The organism is Halobacillus litoralis (assembly GCF_004101865.1).
GTDB classification, from domain to species: Bacteria; Bacillota; Bacilli; order Bacillales; family Halobacillaceae; genus Halobacillus; species Halobacillus litoralis_A.
The window spans coordinates 3,966,966-3,986,686 of the sequence record NZ_CP026118.1; the positions used below are offsets into that span (position 1 = coordinate 3,966,966).

Here is a 19,721-nt window from a genome sequence, read left to right on the forward strand (position 1 = left end):
AAGTTTGGAGTCAATGAAGATGAGGATACAAATCAGACGAGAAAGAATAAACGACTGCCATCAGACAGAATCAGTCATCAAGAGAGCTTTTGCAAATGCTGAAATGACCGATCATAAGGAACATGAGTTGGTGGCAAGGTTAAGATGTTCGGAAGCTTTTGTTCCCGAGCTTTCGTTAGTTGCTGAAAACAATGGTGATGAATTGATCGGACATGTCCTATTGACGAAAGTGACTATTGGCATAGGACATAAAACGGAATCTCTAGCCCTTGCGCCTGTTTCTGTTCTTCCTCAATACCAGAAGCAGGGAATCGGTAAGATCCTTATCGACAAAGCGATAGAAAAGGCGGGGGAGCTCGGCTATACTTCTGTCATCGTGCTTGGACACCCTGAATATTATCATAAGTTCGGTTTCAAGCAAGCTTCTAGTTTCGAAATACAGCCCCCATTTGAAGCACCACCAGAAGCTTTTATGGCCCTAGAGATTTATGAAGGTTCCCTGCATAATGTTTCGGGAATAGTCAAGTACCCACCCGAATTCATGTAGGTGGCGCACCCCGCTTATACTTAAGGTCTCTTCAGAAAAATCAAAAACAGTCACACCATTAGCAATAAAGAAAGATGGAAGTTTGTGAGCTACTTCCATCTTTTTTATGTTCTATAGATTTTTTGTGTGTTTCGGGTCTGCTGATTTAGTACCTGCACCTTCAGAATCATACATCTCCTTCAGAGCGGCCGGGTCTTCTTTCTCTATCTCACCATTTGATTTCCTTCTTCTCTTGCGTTCAAAGAAGATGGAAAGGACGATCAAGCCAGCTGCAATCAAAAGCAATAGCCATATCATGAGGAAGCCCTCCCTAAGATTTATTGGCTTACATTTATACTATTCCCGAAACTCTACCTTTTATCTCTATATGTCAAAAAAAAGACCTTTTGGACCACTTCGTGTAAAAATTGTCATGTCCCTGTTATGCTTGGTCGCTACAAAATAAGCGCCCATACACTCTTTTGGCAGTACACATACCCTATGAGGAATGCATTGAAAGGGGCGACCGATTTTGGATCGAGTTTATCATCACGGTCACGGTACTTACATTCCGGGCTACGGGTATCACCACGGTCACGGTACTTATGTTCCTGGCTATGGATACCATCATGGACAAGGGACATATTCCCCAGGCTACGGGGGATACCATCATGGTCAAAGTGGTTATTATCCAGGATATGGGGGATATCACCAGGGGCACAGTGGTTACTCTCCTGTGTATGGCGGTTTTCACCATGGACATGGGGGGTATTACGGTTAAGATTAACCGAAAAGGGAACTTCTATAATCGGGAGTTCTCTTTTCTGTTGACGCTACTTTCTCTGGAAAAGGCCTGAATATGTTACGATTATGATATCGAATCATACTAAAATAATTGCAATTTTAGAGTATGGGTCTAATAATAGATATAGATGGTACATAATAAAACAGAATTTTGATGAAACAAATAACTAATCAGTACAGGAGAGATACATATGGCTTCCCAATCAGAAATGAAACTTTTTACATTAAACTCCCATGAACCCCTTGCCCAGGAAATCTCTGATATTTTAGATGTTCCTCTAGGGGAAAGTTCTGTAGTCCGATTCAGTGATGGTGAAATACAAATCAATATTGAGGAAAGTGTGAGAGGTGATGACATTTACGTTGTTCAATCGACTTCCCAGCCTGTGAATGAACACGTGATGGAGTTGTTGATCATGGTGGATGCACTGAAAAGAGCATCTCCTAAAACCATCAATGTCGTCATTCCATATTATGGATACGCACGTCAAGATCGTAAAGCTCGTTCGCGAGAGCCAATCACTGCCAAATTGATCGCTAACTTACTTGAAAAGGCGGGGGCTGCCAGGGTGATCACTTTGGATTTACATGCACCGCAAATACAGGGCTTCTTTGACATTCCTGTCGATCAGTTGATGGGGATTCCTATTCTAGGTCAACATTATAAAGAGAAAAACATGGAAAACCTGGTCGTCGTAGCCCCTGATACCAGTGGTCTTACCCGTGTAAGGAAAATGGCCAACATTTTAAATGTTCCGATCGCGTTTATCGACAAACGCAGACCTGAACCGAATGTGCCTGAGGTTAAAAATGTAGTAGGGTCAGTTAAAGGTAAAAACGTCATAATCGTTGATGACATGATCGATACAGCAGAAACCGTAACCCAGGCAGCTGATATCCTTAAGGAAAACGGTGTGAATGATATCTATGCTTGCGGCACGCATGCAGTTTTATCCGACCCTGCTATCAACAAAATCGATCGTTCTCCTATTAAAGAGTTAGTGATAACAAACTCAATTTTCCAACCTGAAAATAAACAGCTGGATAAAATTACAACGCTTTCAGTTGCGCCTCTGCTGGCGGATGCTTTAGTTAGAGTTCAAAATGAGCATTCCGTAAGTGAATTGTTTGATTAAAATCCTCAGTTAATCATTCCGAAATTGATTAGCATGGGATGAAATATTGAAAAACCCATAGAAACAAACGTTTCTTACAGGGATAAGTAAGCATCTCTTTCTTAAGGGGTGCTTTTTTATTGTTAATAAAACTTTTGTCCAGTGGTCCCTTTGCTGTGACAAAAAGATGATCTGTTCAGTATTGGACGCCAAAATTGTTTAATTGGATACTTGTAGTGTTTTTAAAAAACGGCTATAGGGAAAAGGGTGGTAATAATGTTTTAAATGGAGGGAAAGACAATGAACAAAGAACCAAAGGTTAATTATCACATTACTGACTTTAAAGATTTTAATCGAGTTTGTTTGGAAAACAAGGGCCTTGCCTTTCCAGAGCTGGAGAAAGTCATGGAGGATTATATATTAAGTCAGCCAAGGGAAACGATGGAATTCAAGGAGTGCTGGATAGAGGATGAACAGGTGGAAGAAGGTGAGATAAGAAAAGTTCAAGTGAACTTCTTTGATCATAATATGGGAAGTTACATACGCCTCTGGGGATCCAAAAATAATGATAATGATCAAGTTTTAAATATGAAAGTGGATGCAATTGATTTAGAAACCAAGGAAATTGTATATGAACGTCAATTAACCTGACGTTTCAAAAGAGGAACCTCCCGATATGGGAGGTTCTTTTTTGGGGGATAACCTGACAGGGAATAGCAAACGAAGACAGGTTTTTATGGTAAAGTGTTGGTACAATGATAGGCAAGGGAGTGAACGAGATGAATTGGGTACAGACGATGCAGCAAGCGGTCGATTATATGGAAAATCATTTATTAGATGAGATTACTATTGATGAAATTGCTGCTTCAGGTTGTACTTCTCCTTTTCATTTCCAAAGGATATTCAGCCTTCTTACTGATACGACAGTTGCAGAATATCTCAGAAGAAGAAGACTGACACTTGCCGCCTCGGAGCTGAATACGACGAAATGTAAAATCATCGATCTTGCGTGCAAGTATGGATACGAGACTCCCGAGTCTTTTTCACGAGCGTTCAGGAACCAGCACGGAATTTCACCACGAGAAGCAAGAAACAACCAGGGAAAAGTGACAGCTTATAACAGACTGGTCATTCAGGTGAACTTGAAAGGAGCGGAACCGATGCAATATGAAATTATCGAGAGAGAAGCATTTGAAACGGTCGGAATAAAGAAAGAACTTTCATGTGTAAATGGAGAAAATTTAACAGCCATCCCTCAAATGTGGAAAGAAGTGAATACTGATGGTACAGATCAGGTTCTGATTGAACAAAACAATGGGCAGGTAAATGGCATCTTAGGTATTTGTATCGATAAAAGTCATCTTAAGCCCAATTACATTGATTATTGGATTGCAGTCGCCCACGAAGGAAAGTACCCGGTACAGCTGGAAAAATTAGAAATCCCTGCAGCAAAATGGGCGGTTTTTGCTGTCAATGGGGCAATGCCCGATGCCATTCAAAAGGTTTGGAAAGAAATCTATTCGGAATGGTTTCCATCCAGTGGCTATGAAAATGCAGGAGGGCCAGAGTTGGAAGTCTATAAGGAGGGTGATCCCGAAAGTGACGACTATTATTGTGAAATCTGGATCCCCGTTAAGTAAAGAGAATGATAGGTATGGCGTTTTTTTAGACAGAGGGGAAGCACAATTCAAAAAGGGTTGTGCTTTCCTTCTGAGTATTAACAATTTTCACGACATAAGTAAGATAATAGTAATCAATAAATGCTATTACGTATAAGTCTCCTATTTCATTTACAACAGTTCCCCAAGGGATTAGGCTTATCATGTAAACCTTAGACAGGGCAGACGGATAGCGCAAAGGACACTTTAAAAACTATTACAAGTCTATAAAGAAGAGAGTATTATCGATTATTTGCGGGGTAGTGGCAATGTACCAACAGACATTATGTTTTATAAAAAGAAATAATGAAATACTCATGCTGAATAGGAATTCCTCCCCTTTAAAAGGTCTTTGGAACGGAATAGGGGGTAAAGTGGAAAGGGATGAAACTCCGATACAATGTGTTCAGCGAGAAGTGAAAGAAGAAACAACTCTTGATATTCCAGCAGGGCAATTTCAGTATAAAGGAATAATATATTGGAAGGTCGATGATCTGTACGAAGGGGGATTACATGCATTTTTAGTTGATTTTCCAGAAGGCATTTCGTTTCCTACACCGAGGAGGGCAGAAGAAGGTATTCTAGAGTGGAAGAGAATTGAATGGTTGTTCGAAAAGGATAACCTGGGGGTAGGAGAGATGATTCCTTATTATTTGCCTGAACTATTATGGCAGGAAGAGCCATTAGTACATAAATGTTATATCCGTAACAAGGTACTTTTCAATTATACCTATTCCCTATTGAAAGGAGTGGAAGAATGAACAGGTGGTGTGGTGCTTCCGGTGTTTGTTTCAATGACCGAAATGAACTGTTGATGGTCCTTCAAGGGAAACCAAAAGAAGAAAAAAAGTGGACAATTCCTTCTGGTGGAATGGAGGGATTTGAATCCTTTGAAGAATGTTGTAAGCGTGAAGTTTCAGAAGAGACAGGGTATATCGTCGAAGTCATTGAGAAAATAAAAGTGAAAGAAGGTACATATGTAGAAGCAGGTATCGAATACGAGGTTCACTATTTTTCTGTGCGTGCAATAGGAGGGGAGATGAGAATCCAGGACCCTGATGAACTGATTCATGAAATTAAATGGGTTTCAAAAGATGAGTTAGAAGAGTTGAATTTATCTTTCCCTGAGGATCTGGATTTTTTGGCTTTACTGATGAGGGACAGGTTATCTGATTCGAAGGTTTTACAGAAGGAATAGAAATAAGGATTGACAGAACAATCTGATAGCAGTAATATATTCTTAATTTAATAAAAAGGCATGGATAGAAGCGAGTAGTGTGGATTTCCCTGTTTCAGAGAGTCGGTGGATGCTGTGAACCGATACAAAAATCCAGATGAATTACTTTCTTGAGCTTCTTCTGCGAAAACGGTCAGTGATTAGCAGAAGACGGTAAATCCGTTATCTTTTTGAGTGGAGAGTGAGCCTTGCTTACTTTTAACTTGGGTGGTAACGCGTGAGAAAGACACGTCCCAACGATGGGATGTGTCTTTTTTATTTGTTCAAAAGAAAACAGGAAAGTAATCAGGGGGTAGAAAAATGGTGGATTGGAATCAATTGAGCAAACAAGAGCAGACAGAAGTGGAACGTCAGTACAAAGTGTTATCATATGGAGTCGATACAATTCTTCCACAAGATGAATTCAAGAAAAAGCTTGCCACATCCATAAAGGAAAAACGCCCGTTGAAAGTGAAGCTTGGTCTTGACCCGACAGCACCGGATGTCCATATAGGTCATACGGTTGTTTTGAATAAATTAAAACAGTTCCAGGAGTTTGGGCACACCATCCAATTGATCATTGGAAACTTTACAGGAAAGATCGGGGATCCGACTGGAAAAGATGCAGCTAGAAAAGCATTGACAGATGAAGAAGTGAAGCATAATGCCCAAACCTACTTCGAGCAGTTCGGAAAAATCATCGACATGGATGCGGTTGAACTTCATTATAATGCTGAATGGCTCTCAAAAATCGATTTTGCAGAAGTCCTCCGACTTGCAAGTCATGTAACAGTTGCACGCATGCTTGAAAGGAATGATTTTCACAATCGATACACAGATAACAAACCAATCTACTTGCATGAGTTTTTTTACCCTGTCATGCAGGGATACGATTCTTACGCACTTGAGTCAGATATCGAGCTTGGGGGAACAGATCAAGAATTCAATGTGTTATTCGGCCGCCAAATACAAGAACAATTCGGGAAAGAGAAGCAGGTCGTGCTGCTTCTTCCATTGATTGAGGGGCTTGATGGAGTAGAGAAAATGTCCAAATCCAAAGGGAACTATATCGGTATTGATGAAAGTCCTGGTGATATCTTTGGAAAAACGATGTCTATCCCTGATGAGCTTATCGTCAAATATTTCCGTCTTGCCTCTAACTTGAAAATCGAAGAAGTGGCAAAGATTCAAGCAGACTTAGAAGAAGGGGGACTTCATCCGAAAGATGCCAAGATGCGTCTTGCTTATTCTTTTGTGGAGATGCTATACGACCAAGAGACAGCGGATTTAAGCAAGGAGAACTTTTTGAATGTTTTCCAGAAAAATAAGATGCCTGGTGAACTTCCTGAAGTATGGTGGGAGAAGCAAAAAGAAGTGCTAGTCATAGATTTGGTAAAAGATCTTGGCTTACTGCCATCCAAAGGTGAGGTCAGGAGGATGATCAAAAACGGAGGTATTCGTATCGATCAAGAGAAGATCGATGATCCTTCCCTTATAGTTTCGGTCGTGGATGGACTGGTCATTCAAGTAGGAAAAAGAAAGTTTGTGAAGCTGAGAATTCAATGAAATCAGCTGTTCACTTCCTCTTGAACTTAAATCTGTAAACTCAATAGGAGGAAATTGGACATCATCTATTTTCACATCCCTTATTCTCTTTCTCTTCTTCTAACCATTCAAACTTAAGAGGAGGAAATCAATGAAAAAAAGAGAAAAAAGTATGTGGAAGGGGGAGGATTTCAATGGAAGGTCCAATTTTGAATCAAGTCGGCGCTATTTTCATCCCAGTAAGCAATATTGAAAAAGCGCGGGATTGGTATGAGGAATTGCTCGGGGTATCGGTTAAAGGCGAAATCCAGTTCGGACATTTGTACGCTCTGCCTATGGAAGGGACGGGCGTTGTATTGGACAGCAAAATATATTCGGATGAAAAGGTTTTTCAAACACCAGCTTTTCATTTCAATACAGAAGACATTAGGGAAGCTCATCAATTTATGAAAGAAAAAGGGGTGGAACTGGTGTCAGAAATTCAACACAATCACTTTTTCAATTTCAAGGACCCTGATGGAAATCTGTTGATGATTTGTCAGTGTTAATAGATAGGTTGTGCTTTTTTAAGCAAGGAATTAAATATTAAAAAAAGATGAAGGGGCAAAACTATAATGGCCACAGGAAAAGACAAACAATAGTGTAGAATAAATCAAATGTTGTCGGAGCGGCCTAGCCTTTAATTTTTTTCATGAAGAAAACCCGAACATATATCGTTCGGGTTTTCTAGTGGGGAAATTCTTTTATCCAGCCTCTTCAACATTTAAAATACTTTCGTTGTCCAGTCCTCACAGTTCCAAACATCCGTAACAATCCCTTCGTAGAACTCAGGTTCGTGGGAAATGAGGAGGACGCTGCCTTTATATTCTTTCAATGCGCGTTTCAGCTCTGCTTTTGCATCAACATCCAAGTGGTTTGTCGGTTCATCCAATACGAGTAAGTTGGTTTCCCTGTTGATCAGCTTACATAGGCGTACCTTTGCTTTTTCTCCACCGCTCAGCACTTGTACTTTACTCTCGATGTGTTTACGGGTCAAACCACAGCGAGCAAGAGCTGCACGCACTTCATACTGAGTGAAATGCCGGAACTCTTCCCACACTTCCTCAATACAGGTGTGATTGCTGATTTCTTTCAATTCCTGCTCGAAATAACCGATATGAAGGTGATCACCTAGTTCGACGGAACCTGAAACAGGCTGGATTTCACCAAGGATACTCTTCAGTAATGTCGTTTTTCCGATTCCATTGGCACCTGATAAAGCAATCTTCTGTCCCCGTTCCATCGACAAATTGAGGGGTCTGGATAATGGTTCGTCATAACCGATGACTAAGTCCTTCGTCTCAAACAAATACTTCCCTGGGGTACGCGCCTGTTTGAAGTTGAATTGAGGTTTAGGTTTTTCAGCATCAAGCTCGATGACATCCATTTTGTCGAGTTTTTTCTGACGGCTCATCGCCATTTTGCTTGTTGCTGCGTTCGCTTTGTTACGGGCAACAAAATCTTTCAAATTAGCGATTTCTTTTTGCTGTTTTTTATAAGCGGCTTCCAGTTGTTGTTTCTTCATATCATAAACGCGCAGGAACTCGTCATAATCACCAGGGTAACGAGTCAGTTCCTGATTTTCCATATGATAAATCAAATTGACGACACTATTCAGGAACGGTATGTCGTGGGAGATGAGAATAAAAGCATTTTCATAATCAAGAAGGTAGGCTCTCAACCATTCAATATGCTCTACGTCAAGATAGTTAGTCGGCTCATCCAAAAGCAGAATATCCGGCTTTTCTAAGAGCAGTTTAGCAAGCAGTACTTTTGTACGCTGCCCGCCGCTTAAATCATGGACGTCGCGATCGAGACCGATTTCATCCAGTCCCAGGCCATTTGCGACTTCTTCGACTTTTGCATCTATGGTATAGAAGTCATTGTTTGTAAGAGCATCCTGCAGAACTCCTGTTTCTTCAAGCAATCTTTCCAACTCATCTGGCTCAACGCTTCCCATTGCAGCAAAAAGATCGTTCATTTCCTGCTCCATATCAAACAAATATTGAAAAGCGGTACGTAAAACATCGCGGATCGTCATGCCTTGTTTCAAATCTGCATGTTGATCCAAATATCCGATCCGGACACGTTTAGACCAAGTGAGACTGCCGGCATCGGGCTCCAATTTTCCTGTGATGATATTCATGAACGTCGACTTACCCTCGCCATTAGCTCCGATAAGTCCGATGTGTTCACCCTTTAACAAACGAAAAGACACGTCATCGAAAATCGCGCGATCTCCGAAACCGTGGCTCAAGTTCTTTACTGTAAGTAAGCTCATTTATTTAACACCTTTTCTTTCTGTATATTCATCTTCATTCATTATATAGGTCTTAAGCGTTAAGTGATAGGGATATACATAAAAAAGATGTGGCTTGTCCGGGGGAAGATATTTCATAGCACAATTCTCCCTGTGTTCATACCAGGTACCAGGTCATTTTCACAAAAGCAGGAGAAATGAGGGGTAAAACACCACAGAACAGGAGAAGGTAAGAGAAAAGGGGCGGTGGGAATGACCATAGACTGTATCATTATCGGAGGCGGAATAGCTGGAATACAAGCCAGCATCCAGTTAGCGCGTTACCATCGGGAAGTTTTGGTGATCGATGCAGGAGAAGGCAGATCCTCGTTATGTCGCCAGTATAACAATATACTCGGTTTTCCTGAGGGAGTAAGTGGTGAAGAATTGCGTAAGAAAGGTTTCCAGCATGCAGAGAAGTTCGGTGTGAACAGAATTACTCAAACAGTAATGCGGGTCCATAAAAGTAGAGATGTGTTCGTCGTAGAAACGGATCACGGGCAAATATATAAAAGCCTGACTCTCCTGGTAGCTACTGGGGTGAAGGATCATCTCCCTGATATTCCTGGTATTAAACCGTGTCTCGGCCTCTCGCTGTATATTTGTCCTGATTGCGATGGATACGAAATTACTAATAAAAAAACCTTCGTGCTCGGCTCAGGGGATGCAGGTGCTCATATGGCGATCACCTTACTTTATTGGAGTGAAGATTTGACTTTTATCAATCATGGCAGAGGGGAAATATCACTTGAAATGCAAGGACAATTGCAGGAAAACCACATATCTGTGCAACAAATTGACGTCCAAGAAGTGCTTCATAATGATGGGGTTTTTCAAGGCATCAAAACAGATAGTGGTCAGGTCCTCCAGGCTGAAAAAGGGTTCTTGGCCTTTGGCGGGAATCACGTACGGTCAGAGCTGGCTGATTCCTTAGGGGCCGAAACAAATGATAAAAACCATTTATTGACCGATTCTCGGAGCAAGATGACCAATATTGATGGGTTGTGGGCGGCCGGGGATGCCGCAGTGCATTCTGAACTGGTAACCGCTGCCATGGGAGAGGGAGCACAAGCGGCGATTTGGATTCATAAGTGGCTGATGAGAAAAGTACAAAAGTGACACACCCTAACAGAGGTGCCAGCGAAGACGTCTGCTTTGATTTTATAGTTTTTTTACTATAATCTTAATGGTAGTAGTAATTTTCCTTCATCTTCCTCGTAAGGACTTATACAGAACTTTAAGGAGCATCCATATATCCATGTTTTCTGACGCTTTTGGTACAGATTCATTCTTATTACTTACAGCTTTGTTATTATTCAGTGGCGTTTTTGTAGCCAAATTCTCAAGTCGCTGGGGCATCCCGGCGTTGATTCTATTTATTTTGGTTGGAATGCTTTTTGGTAGTGACGGGTTAGGGATCGTTTATTTCAGTGATGCCGGAACAGCTCAAACGATCGGGATATTCGCCCTTGTCATCATCTTATTTGAAGGTGGTTTACATACCAAATGGGATACCGTGCGTGCAGTAGCTGTCCCTTCCCTTTCATTAGCTACCTTTGGCGTTTTACTCACATCCCTGATGGTAGGTTTAGCTTCCTACCTTTTATTTGATTTCACCCTTTTAGAAAGTCTTCTCTTTGGTGCAATCGTAGGTTCTACAGATGCAGCAGCAGTTTTTGCTGCATTGAAAGAGAGGAACATCAAAGCAAAAATGGGAGCGACTTTAGAGGCAGAGTCCGGAACCAATGATCCAATGGCTGTCTTTTTGACATTATCATTGATCGAACTGATCACTACAGAGGGTACTTCTGTCTGGTTTCTCATCCCCACTTTTTTCCTGCAAATGGGATTGGGAATCATAATAGGAATTATTTTAGGTAAAATCGCTTCCTTCTCAATTAACCGCATCAAGTTGGATTCAAGTGCTCTTTATCCTCTCTTATCTGTGGCCTTTGCTCTTGCAACCTATGGAGTCACGGCTTTTGTAGGAGGTAGTGGTTTCCTTGGTGTGTATGTCGCCGCCCTTGTGATTGGAAATAGTGAATTGACTTATCGCTATTCCATTTTCCAATTTAATGAAGGTTTTGCCTGGATGGCGCAAATCCTCATGTTCGTCATTCTAGGTTTACTTGTTTTCCCTGGGGAGTTATTTTCCGCTCCTATCATGCTCAATGGTTTGCTCTTATCGATTGTTCTCATCGTTATTGCAAGGCCGATAGCCGTTTTCCTGTCGTTGATCAAAATGAATTACTCTGTGAAAGAAAAGTTATTCATATCCTGGGCTGGACTCCGGGGGGCTGTGCCGATCGTGTTAGCAACGTTTCCCATCGTTGAAGGTTTGGAAAACAGTCAGGCATTGTTCAACCTTGTATTCTTTGTCGTGCTGACATCCGCTTTAGTACAAGGTTCTACAATATCCTTAGTAGCTAAGAAAATGAAACTTGTGGGTCCGAAAAAAGACGTCCCGCACCATTCGATTGAATTGATATCAATGGGAAATGCCAAGGCAGAAATGATTCAGTATCAAACCAACCAGGAATCAGCTGTCGTCGGGCAAAAATTACGTGATGTAAGCTTCCCGAACCGAGCTAACATCAGCGCTATCATCCGGGATAATGAAGTCATCACTCCGTATGGTGAAACTGAAATCCATGCAGGAGACTTCTTGTACATTCTTGTAGAAGATAAACATAAAGAAGATTTGAAAAAGACATTAGAAAAACGTGTAAAACGCAGTAAAGCAAAAAATAAGGAAAAAGGCGCTTATTTCTAAGAGGCTACTGAAGAACTTCAACATTAGAGTTATGTATCAAATAAAGAAGCCGAATGGACGATTTTATCGTCCTTTTCGGCTTCTTTTATCATTTTGATGAAACATTCGGGCCTTACTCCTCCATGAGCTTCTCTGGGAACTTCTCTTTCATGCCTCCCTGTACTGTGTAAACAGTCTTGCTTGAGAGTTTGCGCAATACTTCTTCCACGAATCGCTTGTCGGTGGGTGCTTGCCGCGGGCACGGCCTCAGCTAACTTGGTCAAGAAGATCACTTGACCAAGTGGATCTTCGGCTCGCGCTGTTTCCGCAGGCGTCACCACCGAACGCTCATCGTGGAATCAACAGTGGCCCATCTGAAAATAGTGATTTTCTTTGACTTATAAAAGAAAATCACTATAATCTGTCTTCTCTTAAAGTACAAACGTGCCCTGACGCACTACGGAAAAGAATTGAAGTAGGTTAGGACATATGTCCTTTCGTGGCCGGCGCTTATCCTTTTTAATAAGAGAAGGAGAATAGGAGGATAAGAGATGAAAGGTGCTTTATTTTCACTGCTTGGAGGACTGTGTATCACGATGCAGGGAATCTTCAATGCCAGAATGAGTGATGAAATCGGAGGCTGGCATACGACATCAATCGTCCACTTGGTCGCTTTTTCGATCTCATTTCTTATTTATATGAAAGTCAGAGACAAGAAAGGGAAAAGCTTTAAAACAGTACCTTTTCTTTATTTAATCGGGGGCACATTCGGAGTAGTCGTTGTATTCTCTGAATTGACAGCCATTCACATGATCGGGCCTGCCTCGGCAATAGCAGTATTACTGGTTGCTCAAATCGGAACGGCTTTCGTAATTGAATCCAAAGGATTATTCGGCGAAAAGAAAGTACCGGTGACTTTTCAGCAAGGACTTGGTATTACAATGATGCTTCTTGGAGTCATTCTTTTCCAATTGTAACGAAGGAGTAAGTAAAAATGAAAGAAATACGGCAATACTTGCAAGAATATGAACTGGAATATCTATTTCCGCCCAAATTCAAAGACCGGTTGAAGATGTATCGGTTTAGCAAAGGGGAGACTATTTGTACAATCGGGGATCAACTGGATGAGATGTTCTTTCTTGTTGAAGGTAAAATTAAAATTTATACGACATCTCCTGAAGGGAAGTCATTGATCAATCGCTTCAAACGTCCCCTCGCAGTAATCGGTGATGTCGAGTATGTGAAAGGGAGTGCCGTGCTCAACTCTGTTGAAGCCGTCGCGGATGGGGTGATGCTTGCAATTTCTTTTGAAGAATTGCAAGAGATTGAAAAAATACATCCCCCGTACATCCGTTTTTTGCTTGAAACAGTAGCTCAGAAGTTTTATGCCGAATCCCATATCACGAGCATGCATATGCTTTATCCAGTGGAAGTCCGTTTAGCAAGCTATCTTCTCTCGATCTCCTCTGACGGGAAAGGGACCGTTTTTCATGAAGAGATGCGGACAGAGAATTTAACAGAACTTGCCGAATGGATCGGAACAAGCTATCGGCATTTGAATCGAGTACTGAAGAAAATGGCTGCAGATGGAATCATAGTCAGAGCGAATGGTTCAATAAAAATCAAACATTTAGGAGATTTGCGTGTATTGGCTAATGGAAACATTTATGAATGAGGAGGTAGCTACATGACCGGTGCTTTATTTTCTATCGTGGCAGGGATTTTAATCAGTCTGCAAAACGTTTTTAACGCGAGGGTAAGTGAAAAGACAGGCGCATGGGCGACGACAACTCTTGTGCTGGGTCTCGGACTGATTTGTTCTTTGCCCATTTTTTATTCAGTTGAACAAACAAGCTTGTTTCAGTTCGGAGATGTAAACAAGATCTTTTTATTCAGCGGGGTGTTCGGTGTCGGCATCGTATTCTGCTTAATGCGGGGAGTAACTTTGATAGGCCCGGCTTATGCCATATCCATTGCTCTCATTTCTCAAATAGTGATCGCCTTCGTTATTAATACAATCGGGTTGTTCGGCTTTGAGTCTGCTCCTCTTTCTCTGAGCAAACTCCTCGGGATTGCCCTCTTGATTGCCGGGGTACTCGTGTATAAATTAGAAAAATACCCGTCCGAAGAAAAGAAGAATGAACTTGCCAAAGAAGCGTGACCTCAATAAGGAGGTCACGCTTCTTTTGATGAATGGAGTAATGAAGAAGAGGAGAAACCGCGTGCACGATAGCTTTTCCTCCAATTAATGAGAACTCTGCCATAATCATCTTTGAACCATACTATCTTTGATCAGGAAACGCCCAGATGATCTGATCAGTCCGTACAAAAAAAGGAGTGCCCGTCACTTCGACTACTATATGGTCCGGCATCACCGTTTTTAATAATCCTCTCACAGAACCTTGTGTCGTTTGCACGACAGCAGAGCTTCCGTGGATCGAGATGAGTGTTTGGTACACATACGGATCGATAGCTGAGTTCTTCCAAGTGTTATGAGAGTTCATTCGTTCAGCTCCTCCACTGGTAATCTACTAAATATATATGTATATAATTCGAAATAATGATGATTCGATTCTATTAATTAAAGAAAAGGCTCTGTTAAATTTCAGAGTTGATTTTTGATATAGCTCCCTTATCTGGAAGACTCAGTTCCGAGCTATCTGGGAGTGCGAATGGGGTTTTGGAAGCTACTCGCTTTCCGCGGGGAAGATGGCGAGCATCCTCGGGCTAACGCCGAAGCTACTGAAAAACCCTTTTCACTCTAGAGGAGCTGTTAATGTTTGCTGTTGCTTCTCACGAATCGCTTGTCGGTGGATGCTTGCCGCGGGCACGGCCTCAGCTAACTTGGTCAAGAAGATCACTTGACCAAGTGGATCTTCGGCTCGCGCTGTTCCCGCAGGCGTCACCACCGAACGCTCATCGTGGAATCAACGAGGCATATCTAAAAAGAGTGATTTTCTTTGATTTATTAAAGAATATCGCTATAATCATTCTTCTCCTGAAGAAGTGTTTCGCTACCGATCTAAATCTGTACGCAAGATGATTCACACAGTAAATGAAGGCATTCAAGGAATAAGAGCACAAATGTCTCATCGAAATAATAAAAGAAGCCAAGTTGAACGGTAAAAACGTCTAACTCGGCTTTTTTATTTGTTGCATAACTCAAAAAGTTGCAGTTCTTCAGTGGCCTCCTTGCGCCCTGTGGGGTCTCGCCAGTCTATCCTTTCCCGCAGGAGTCTCGCAGCTTCCCATCCCCCATTACTTCAATGAGTATGTGAAATTGCCGGACGAACAGCACAGGGATCTATAATGAAAAGGCTCTACAGAAGGTTTTCTCACCTCTTCTTTCATTAAACAGTCGGATAGCGTACAATTCGATTTCGAGATGCTTAATACGGCTAAGGGGCGGAGGGAAACGGTGAGACTCCTATGGGATGTGCCGGGACAGCTGAGACCCCACAGGACGAAGTCCGAGGAGGCTCAGCGCCCGCCCCATGGAACGCGAACCTTTTCCCGCAGCCCCTAGAATCTCACAAACATCTCGAAATCGTGTATTCAAGAATCCTGCCATATAATTGAATAACTAATATGAAAAATCAACAACAACCTTTAACAAACCCAAAAAAAAGAGCGAGTTTCCAATGAAGGAAACCCGCTGGGCAGCTATTTCAGGTTCTTTTTGATATATTGTATGATTTTGCGTATTTCATTTGGATGAGGACGACCGAACGGGCTTGTCTGCCTTTGTTGATAAAGAAGTTTTCCTTTCTCATCTGTCAAAAAGTAAGCAGGTTCCGCATGTGTGCCGTGGTCCTCATAAGGCGCTTGCTGATCATGGTAATGGACACCATAGCTGGAGGCGAATTCAAGCTGATCATCCAGCAGTACAGGAAAGGTGAAATCATGCTTCTCCACCATTTTTTCTAAATCTTCTTTGTTCTCATGTGTCACGGTGATCAAGCGAACGTTTTGTTTCTCAAAATAACTCATACTTTCATTGAATTCATCCAGTTCGCTCATACAAGCGGGACACCAGGAGCCTCGGAAGTAAACGATCAAATTCCATTCATCCCCGCCTTCTTCCAGGATGTCACTAAAGCTGAATATCTCATCAGCTACAGTCGGCAGTTTGAAATCTGGAGCATCTTGATTCAATTTGAATGTCGTCATAAATCAACACTTCCTTTTTTTGTTTATGACATCCCATACCCTCTTTCTCGACAAATTAAATATTTTTCTAAGCAGACTTCCTTTTAAGTGAGATTGAAAGCAAGAGAAAATGGGAATTGTTTTCATCAAAGGAGGTACAAACATGTCAGCAGTGAAAGCATTAGTTTTGAACGCATCCCTGAAGAATTCCGGGGAAACATCCAATACAGAAGGACTTGCAGAAAAAGTTGTGGAGATTTTGCAAAAAGAGGGTGCTGAAACGGAAATCATCCGTCTCTCCGATTATCATATCCCATATGGAATTAGTGCAGACCTTGGAGAAGGGGATGAATGGCCGGGGATCTTTGAAAAGGTGAAAGCAGCGGATATTGTGCTTATTGGTACTCCTCTCTGGTTAGGAGAAAAGAGTAGTCTCTCATCGATCGCAATTGAACGGTTATACGGAAGCAGCAGTGAAACAAATGAGAAAGGGCAGTCGATTTTTTATAATAAAGTAGGCGGCGTCATTATCACAGGAAATGAAGATGGGGCGAAACATGCCGCAGCCTCTGTCCTGTACGGCATGTCCAATATTGGTTTCGTCATTCCGCCAAACGCAGATGCCTACTGGGTTGGAGAGGCTGGCCCCGGCCCTTCCTATTTGGAGCAAGAAGGAGAAGAAAATGAATTTACTCAGAAGCATATCAAAATGCTTGCCTATAATACTTTGCATTTAGCCAGGTTTTTCAAAGAGAATCCTATTCCGGCAGTCGGAAATACGATAAATGAATAAAAATTTTAAAAAGCGGGTCAATGTTGGCCCGCTTTTTAAATTTCTTCTGGCAAAATCAGCCTGGAGAACAATAGACGAGTTACAGTTCATGCGTAATAAAAATTGTCTTCTTTTTGGAAGATTACCAGAATGATCAACCAAATTTTGGTATAGTGGTAGGAAGAAGTAAGCAATCCATCAAAAGGAAAGCATGGGATTGGAGGATGTCTGGAGTCAAGATTTTTTGCTATAGATATCACTCACCCAGTATGGCAGAAGAAGTTGGTCGAACATACATATATACGGCGGAAATTTTATTCCATTCAAGCCTTAAACGTGAAATTGGAGCGGGTGATGAAGGAAGGGCAGAGGGACTTATCGAATTTATGTAAAGAAGCAGAAAGTTTTTAACAAATTGCTTTGGTAAGAGTGGTTGCTATCATTAATAATCAAATGAAAGAAAGCAGGGAAGATATGGACGTCAATCAAGCAAGACAGGAATTAGCAGAGCATAATAGAAAAGGGACTCCGGTTTTATGCAGTGCCACCATCTATTGGAGTGTCATGTTCGGATTAAGTTTCTTCATAGAAAGTGCAAGCTTACTTGCTCTTATTTATTTGTACGGAACAGGTCTTTTACTGCCTCTAGGTCTGCTCATTGCTAAAGTCATGAAAATTGAAATGTACAGAAAAATCAATCCTTTGTCTGGACTCTCAGGGCTCATCGCATCTACACCTGCTTTCATGGCTCCTTTGACCGCCTATATCTACCTGACAGATCCAGCTGCCATGCCTTTTGCGATGGCTATTATTACAGGTGCACACTTCTTTCCTTTTGCCTGGTTATACCAATCGAAATCCTTTGTGTTTTCACCCCTAATCATGATGGCTGCTAGTCTCGTCAGTATTTTTACTTTTCCTGACATGCAGTTTTTAATTATACCGATTTTGATGATTGTGTCGCTTGTTGGGATGGTCGTGTGGGCGTTGTCAGAGCAAAAGGAGCGATCAGAATTGAAACGAATGGCTTAGGAGAAATTCTATGAAGAAGTTCAGCTTACTTTGGCTGCTTATTTTTCTGGTTGCATGTCAAAACGCCCCCCTGAATCAAGAGGATAAGGGAACAGTAGATGGAACTTTTAAGGCAGGTTCTTACAAGATGCTTGGAGACAAAGGGCGAATCGGGTTTATAGAATCCACCTTCTACGCAGGAGAGGACCAAAAATATATGTGGCATTTTTGGGGCGAATCAAGTGAACTGGATGGTTCGTTATTGGTGAAAGCCACCCACGAAAAAACAGGGCAGGAAAAAAAGGTTCTTCAGGTCGATGCATTAAGCGGTCCGAACAATACAGCGGATGCTCACATACCATCATTAATGAGTCTGCCTGAGAGTGGCATCTGGCTGTTGGATGCCTACATTGGCGGCGATTACTTTGGGACAGTGACTGTGAAAGTGTACGAGTGAATAGGAGGAATCATATGAATCCATTGATTATCCTTATCATCATCCTTATCAGTGTAACCCTTGATTACCTTTGGTTCGATGTCGACCGGAAGCGTTGGGGTTGGATGAAGAAATGGCCCCGCTTTCAGAAGGGGCTGTTCCTGGCTAGCTTCGTTATCGCAGCAGTGGTGATTTATATTGGTCTCGCTCTTTAATGTTTTTATAGAGGAAAGCTGTGATTCAACTCGAAATGCACTTAACTTATTTGTCCGATTGAATGGCTGAAAAAAATGTATGAGGAAGCGGGTGAAGTAAATGAAGATGGAAGTGAAAGAATTAACCACAGAAGAAGATGTTCGTTCTGCGTTTCCAATTATGAATGAATTGCGGACGCATTTGACGGAAGAGGATTATGAATGTCTGGTGCTGGAAGCCATGACTAAAGATCGCTATCAAATGTTCGCCCTGTTTGTAGAGGACGAAATTGTAGCAGTTACAGGTTTTAAACCGATGATCACCTTATATTACGGACGTTACGTTTGGATTTGTGACCTTGTCACAAGTTCTGATCAGCGTTCGAAAGGTTATGGAGAAAAGTTGATCAGTCATGTAGAAAGGTGGGCGGCGGACCAGGGCTATGGAAGTGTAGCACTTTCTTCAGGGTTGTCCCGTACGGAGGCCCATCGTTTCTATGAAGAAAAAATGGATTATGACAAAGTAAGTTATGTATTCCGAAAGACTTGGGGCAGCACATGATACAATATTGGAGTGATAGAAAAGAAGGAAAAGAGGGGGCGCGCCTCCCCTCCCTCAAGGTCTTGGTCCCGGTACGGTAGGGCAGTTCGTCGTTGCAATCGGTTGCTTGTCCCTTTTCTTTAAAAGTTACGGTGAGTGGGGTCTTAAGCTTGCAGGGGTGAACAAGATGTTTGCGCTTTTATGCTTTAACCATTGCAGACCATCACGATATTACCATCCGGATCTTTGATATTGAAAAAAGCGATGTCGTCATATTTTTCCATATCTCTTACAATCTCGTAACCGAGGTCATGCACGTAACGGTAAGCTTCATCGATGTCTTCAGCATGAAAGTTGAATAGTGGATTCGGTGATGGTATGACATATTCAAGGCCGCTATCAAGGAGTACACCGGTATGTTGATTCATAGGCAGGTTGTAGATGGGTGGGGTGACTTTCTCCAAATCATACTCTTTTCCTAACAACTTTGAATACCATTTTACAGCTCTTTTTAAATCACTCACTGGTACGAATGTCGTGTTCAACTCATTCAGGATCGGGCTATGCAACAGAATTCACTCCTTTGTAATGTTCCCTGTATCTACCATACCATGGAAAAGTGGTCATTGTGTGAAAATTCATGCTTTTACGACGGGAAGTATAT

26 protein-coding genes and 1 other annotated feature are annotated in these 19,721 nt (G+C 41.8%); of the genes, 19 read left to right on the forward strand and 7 right to left on the reverse strand.

Going from position 1 to position 19,721, the window contains the following annotated elements:
- Nucleotides 1–19: 19 nt before the first annotated feature.
- Complete coding sequence (locus HLI_RS19660) at nt 20–547, forward strand: GNAT family N-acetyltransferase (RefSeq protein WP_128526594.1); 528 nt, start codon at nt 20–22, stop codon at nt 545–547.
- 111 nt (nt 548–658) lie between these two features.
- On the opposite strand, the gene HLI_RS19665 is transcribed toward HLI_RS19660, so the two are convergent.
- Nucleotides 659–844 (reverse strand): hypothetical protein, encoded by a 186-nt coding sequence (locus HLI_RS19665; RefSeq protein WP_128526595.1) that lies wholly within the window; start codon nt 842–844, stop codon nt 659–661.
- Nucleotides 845–1,058: 214 nt separating this feature from the next.
- On the opposite strand from HLI_RS19665, the gene HLI_RS19670 reads away from it, so the two are divergent.
- From HLI_RS19670 to HLI_RS19705, 8 genes are all read left to right on the forward strand, one after another.
- Nucleotides 1,059–1,307 (forward strand): hypothetical protein, encoded by a 249-nt coding sequence (locus HLI_RS19670; protein WP_241655894.1) that lies wholly within the window; start codon nt 1,059–1,061, stop codon nt 1,305–1,307.
- A gap of 214 nt (nt 1,308–1,521) precedes the next feature.
- The gene (locus HLI_RS19675; RefSeq protein ID WP_128526597.1) at nt 1,522–2,466 is read left to right on the forward strand and encodes a ribose-phosphate diphosphokinase; all 945 of its coding nucleotides are present in this window, start codon (nt 1,522–1,524) and stop codon (nt 2,464–2,466) included.
- A gap of 279 nt (nt 2,467–2,745) precedes the next feature.
- Complete coding sequence (locus HLI_RS19680; RefSeq protein ID WP_128526598.1) at nt 2,746–3,096, forward strand: hypothetical protein; 351 nt, start codon at nt 2,746–2,748, stop codon at nt 3,094–3,096.
- Between the two features lie 128 nt (nt 3,097–3,224).
- Nucleotides 3,225–4,085: an AraC family transcriptional regulator gene (locus HLI_RS19685; RefSeq protein ID WP_128526599.1), complete on the forward strand. Its 861-nt coding sequence runs from the start codon at nt 3,225–3,227 to the stop codon at nt 4,083–4,085.
- Nucleotides 4,086–4,372: 287 nt separating this feature from the next.
- The gene (locus HLI_RS19690; protein WP_128526600.1) at nt 4,373–4,864 is read left to right on the forward strand and encodes an NUDIX hydrolase; all 492 of its coding nucleotides are present in this window, start codon (nt 4,373–4,375) and stop codon (nt 4,862–4,864) included.
- Nucleotides 4,861–5,301, forward strand: a complete 441-nt coding sequence (locus tag HLI_RS19695) for an NUDIX hydrolase (RefSeq protein ID WP_128526601.1) — start codon at nt 4,861–4,863, stop codon at nt 5,299–5,301. The genes HLI_RS19690 and HLI_RS19695 overlap by 4 nt, the downstream gene beginning before the upstream one ends.
- Before the next feature lie 52 nt (nt 5,302–5,353).
- Nucleotides 5,354–5,579 (forward strand) — a binding site (T-box leader).
- A 61-nt stretch (nt 5,580–5,640) separates the two neighbouring features.
- On the forward strand, nt 5,641–6,885 hold the full coding sequence (gene tyrS / locus HLI_RS19700; protein WP_128526602.1) for a tyrosine--tRNA ligase: 1,245 nt from the start codon (nt 5,641–5,643) through the stop codon (nt 6,883–6,885).
- A 173-nt stretch (nt 6,886–7,058) separates the two neighbouring features.
- Nucleotides 7,059–7,412: a VOC family protein gene (locus HLI_RS19705; RefSeq protein WP_128526603.1), complete on the forward strand. Its 354-nt coding sequence runs from the start codon at nt 7,059–7,061 to the stop codon at nt 7,410–7,412.
- 215 nt (nt 7,413–7,627) lie between these two features.
- Here HLI_RS19705 and HLI_RS19710 read toward each other — a convergent pair whose 3' ends face one another.
- The gene (locus HLI_RS19710) at nt 7,628–9,184 is read right to left on the reverse strand and encodes an ABC-F family ATP-binding cassette domain-containing protein (RefSeq protein ID WP_128526604.1); all 1,557 of its coding nucleotides are present in this window, start codon (nt 9,182–9,184) and stop codon (nt 7,628–7,630) included.
- Nucleotides 9,185–9,415: 231 nt separating this feature from the next.
- Here HLI_RS19710 and HLI_RS19715 point away from each other — a divergent pair, with 231 nt between their 5' ends.
- Together HLI_RS19715 and HLI_RS19720 are read left to right on the forward strand one after the other, a co-directional pair.
- On the forward strand, nt 9,416–10,321 hold the full coding sequence (locus HLI_RS19715) for an NAD(P)/FAD-dependent oxidoreductase (RefSeq protein ID WP_128526605.1): 906 nt from the start codon (nt 9,416–9,418) through the stop codon (nt 10,319–10,321).
- 139 nt (nt 10,322–10,460) lie between these two features.
- A complete protein-coding gene (locus HLI_RS19720) occupies nt 10,461–11,975 on the forward strand; it encodes a potassium/proton antiporter (protein WP_128526606.1) in 1,515 nt (504 codons plus the stop codon).
- A 29-nt stretch (nt 11,976–12,004) separates the two neighbouring features.
- Here the strand turns inward: HLI_RS19720 and HLI_RS19725 are convergent, their stop codons facing one another.
- Entirely contained in the window at nt 12,005–12,295 is a 291-nt protein-coding gene (locus tag HLI_RS19725) for a hypothetical protein (RefSeq protein WP_128526607.1), read from the reverse strand.
- Nucleotides 12,296–12,505: 210 nt separating this feature from the next.
- Here HLI_RS19725 and HLI_RS19730 point away from each other — a divergent pair, with 210 nt between their 5' ends.
- The 3 genes from HLI_RS19730 to HLI_RS19740 are packed head-to-tail and all read left to right on the forward strand — an operon-like array spanning nt 12,506 to nt 14,115.
- Complete coding sequence (locus HLI_RS19730) at nt 12,506–12,931, forward strand: DMT family transporter (protein ID WP_128526608.1); 426 nt, start codon at nt 12,506–12,508, stop codon at nt 12,929–12,931.
- Nucleotides 12,932–12,948: 17 nt separating this feature from the next.
- On the forward strand, nt 12,949–13,629 hold the full coding sequence (locus HLI_RS19735; protein WP_128526609.1) for a Crp/Fnr family transcriptional regulator: 681 nt from the start codon (nt 12,949–12,951) through the stop codon (nt 13,627–13,629).
- A gap of 12 nt (nt 13,630–13,641) precedes the next feature.
- Nucleotides 13,642–14,115 (forward strand): DMT family transporter, encoded by a 474-nt coding sequence (locus tag HLI_RS19740; RefSeq protein WP_128526610.1) that lies wholly within the window; start codon nt 13,642–13,644, stop codon nt 14,113–14,115.
- A 121-nt stretch (nt 14,116–14,236) separates the two neighbouring features.
- Here HLI_RS19740 and HLI_RS19745 read toward each other — a convergent pair whose 3' ends face one another.
- The 3 genes from HLI_RS19745 to HLI_RS19750 form a co-directional block, all read right to left on the reverse strand.
- Nucleotides 14,237–14,458: a YuzF family protein gene (locus HLI_RS19745; protein WP_128526611.1), complete on the reverse strand. Its 222-nt coding sequence runs from the start codon at nt 14,456–14,458 to the stop codon at nt 14,237–14,239.
- 252 nt (nt 14,459–14,710) lie between these two features.
- Nucleotides 14,711–14,863, reverse strand: a complete 153-nt coding sequence (locus HLI_RS21820) for a hypothetical protein (RefSeq protein ID WP_164908432.1) — start codon at nt 14,861–14,863, stop codon at nt 14,711–14,713.
- A 754-nt stretch (nt 14,864–15,617) separates the two neighbouring features.
- A complete protein-coding gene (locus HLI_RS19750) occupies nt 15,618–16,124 on the reverse strand; it encodes a peroxiredoxin family protein (RefSeq protein ID WP_128526612.1) in 507 nt (168 codons plus the stop codon).
- Between the two features lie 142 nt (nt 16,125–16,266).
- Here HLI_RS19750 and HLI_RS19755 point away from each other — a divergent pair, with 142 nt between their 5' ends.
- From HLI_RS19755 to HLI_RS19775, 5 genes are all read left to right on the forward strand, one after another.
- A complete protein-coding gene (locus HLI_RS19755; protein WP_128526613.1) occupies nt 16,267–16,896 on the forward strand; it encodes a flavodoxin family protein in 630 nt (209 codons plus the stop codon).
- Nucleotides 16,897–17,349: 453 nt separating this feature from the next.
- On the forward strand, nt 17,350–17,907 hold the full coding sequence (locus HLI_RS19760) for a DUF7010 family protein (RefSeq protein WP_128526614.1): 558 nt from the start codon (nt 17,350–17,352) through the stop codon (nt 17,905–17,907).
- Between the two features lie 10 nt (nt 17,908–17,917).
- A complete protein-coding gene (locus HLI_RS19765; protein ID WP_128526615.1) occupies nt 17,918–18,343 on the forward strand; it encodes a DUF4871 domain-containing protein in 426 nt (141 codons plus the stop codon).
- A 14-nt stretch (nt 18,344–18,357) separates the two neighbouring features.
- Nucleotides 18,358–18,537, forward strand: coding sequence for a hypothetical protein (locus HLI_RS19770; protein WP_128526616.1), 180 nt, complete (start codon nt 18,358–18,360; stop codon nt 18,535–18,537).
- A gap of 100 nt (nt 18,538–18,637) precedes the next feature.
- Nucleotides 18,638–19,078 carry a GNAT family N-acetyltransferase gene (locus HLI_RS19775; RefSeq protein ID WP_241655895.1) on the forward strand — a complete coding sequence of 147 codons (441 nt, stop codon included), beginning with the start codon at nt 18,638–18,640 and terminating at the stop codon, nt 19,076–19,078.
- 185 nt (nt 19,079–19,263) lie between these two features.
- Here the strand turns inward: HLI_RS19775 and HLI_RS19780 are convergent, their stop codons facing one another.
- Nucleotides 19,264–19,626, reverse strand: a complete 363-nt coding sequence (locus HLI_RS19780; RefSeq protein ID WP_128526617.1) for a VOC family protein — start codon at nt 19,624–19,626, stop codon at nt 19,264–19,266.
- Nucleotides 19,627–19,721 lie beyond the last annotated feature (95 nt).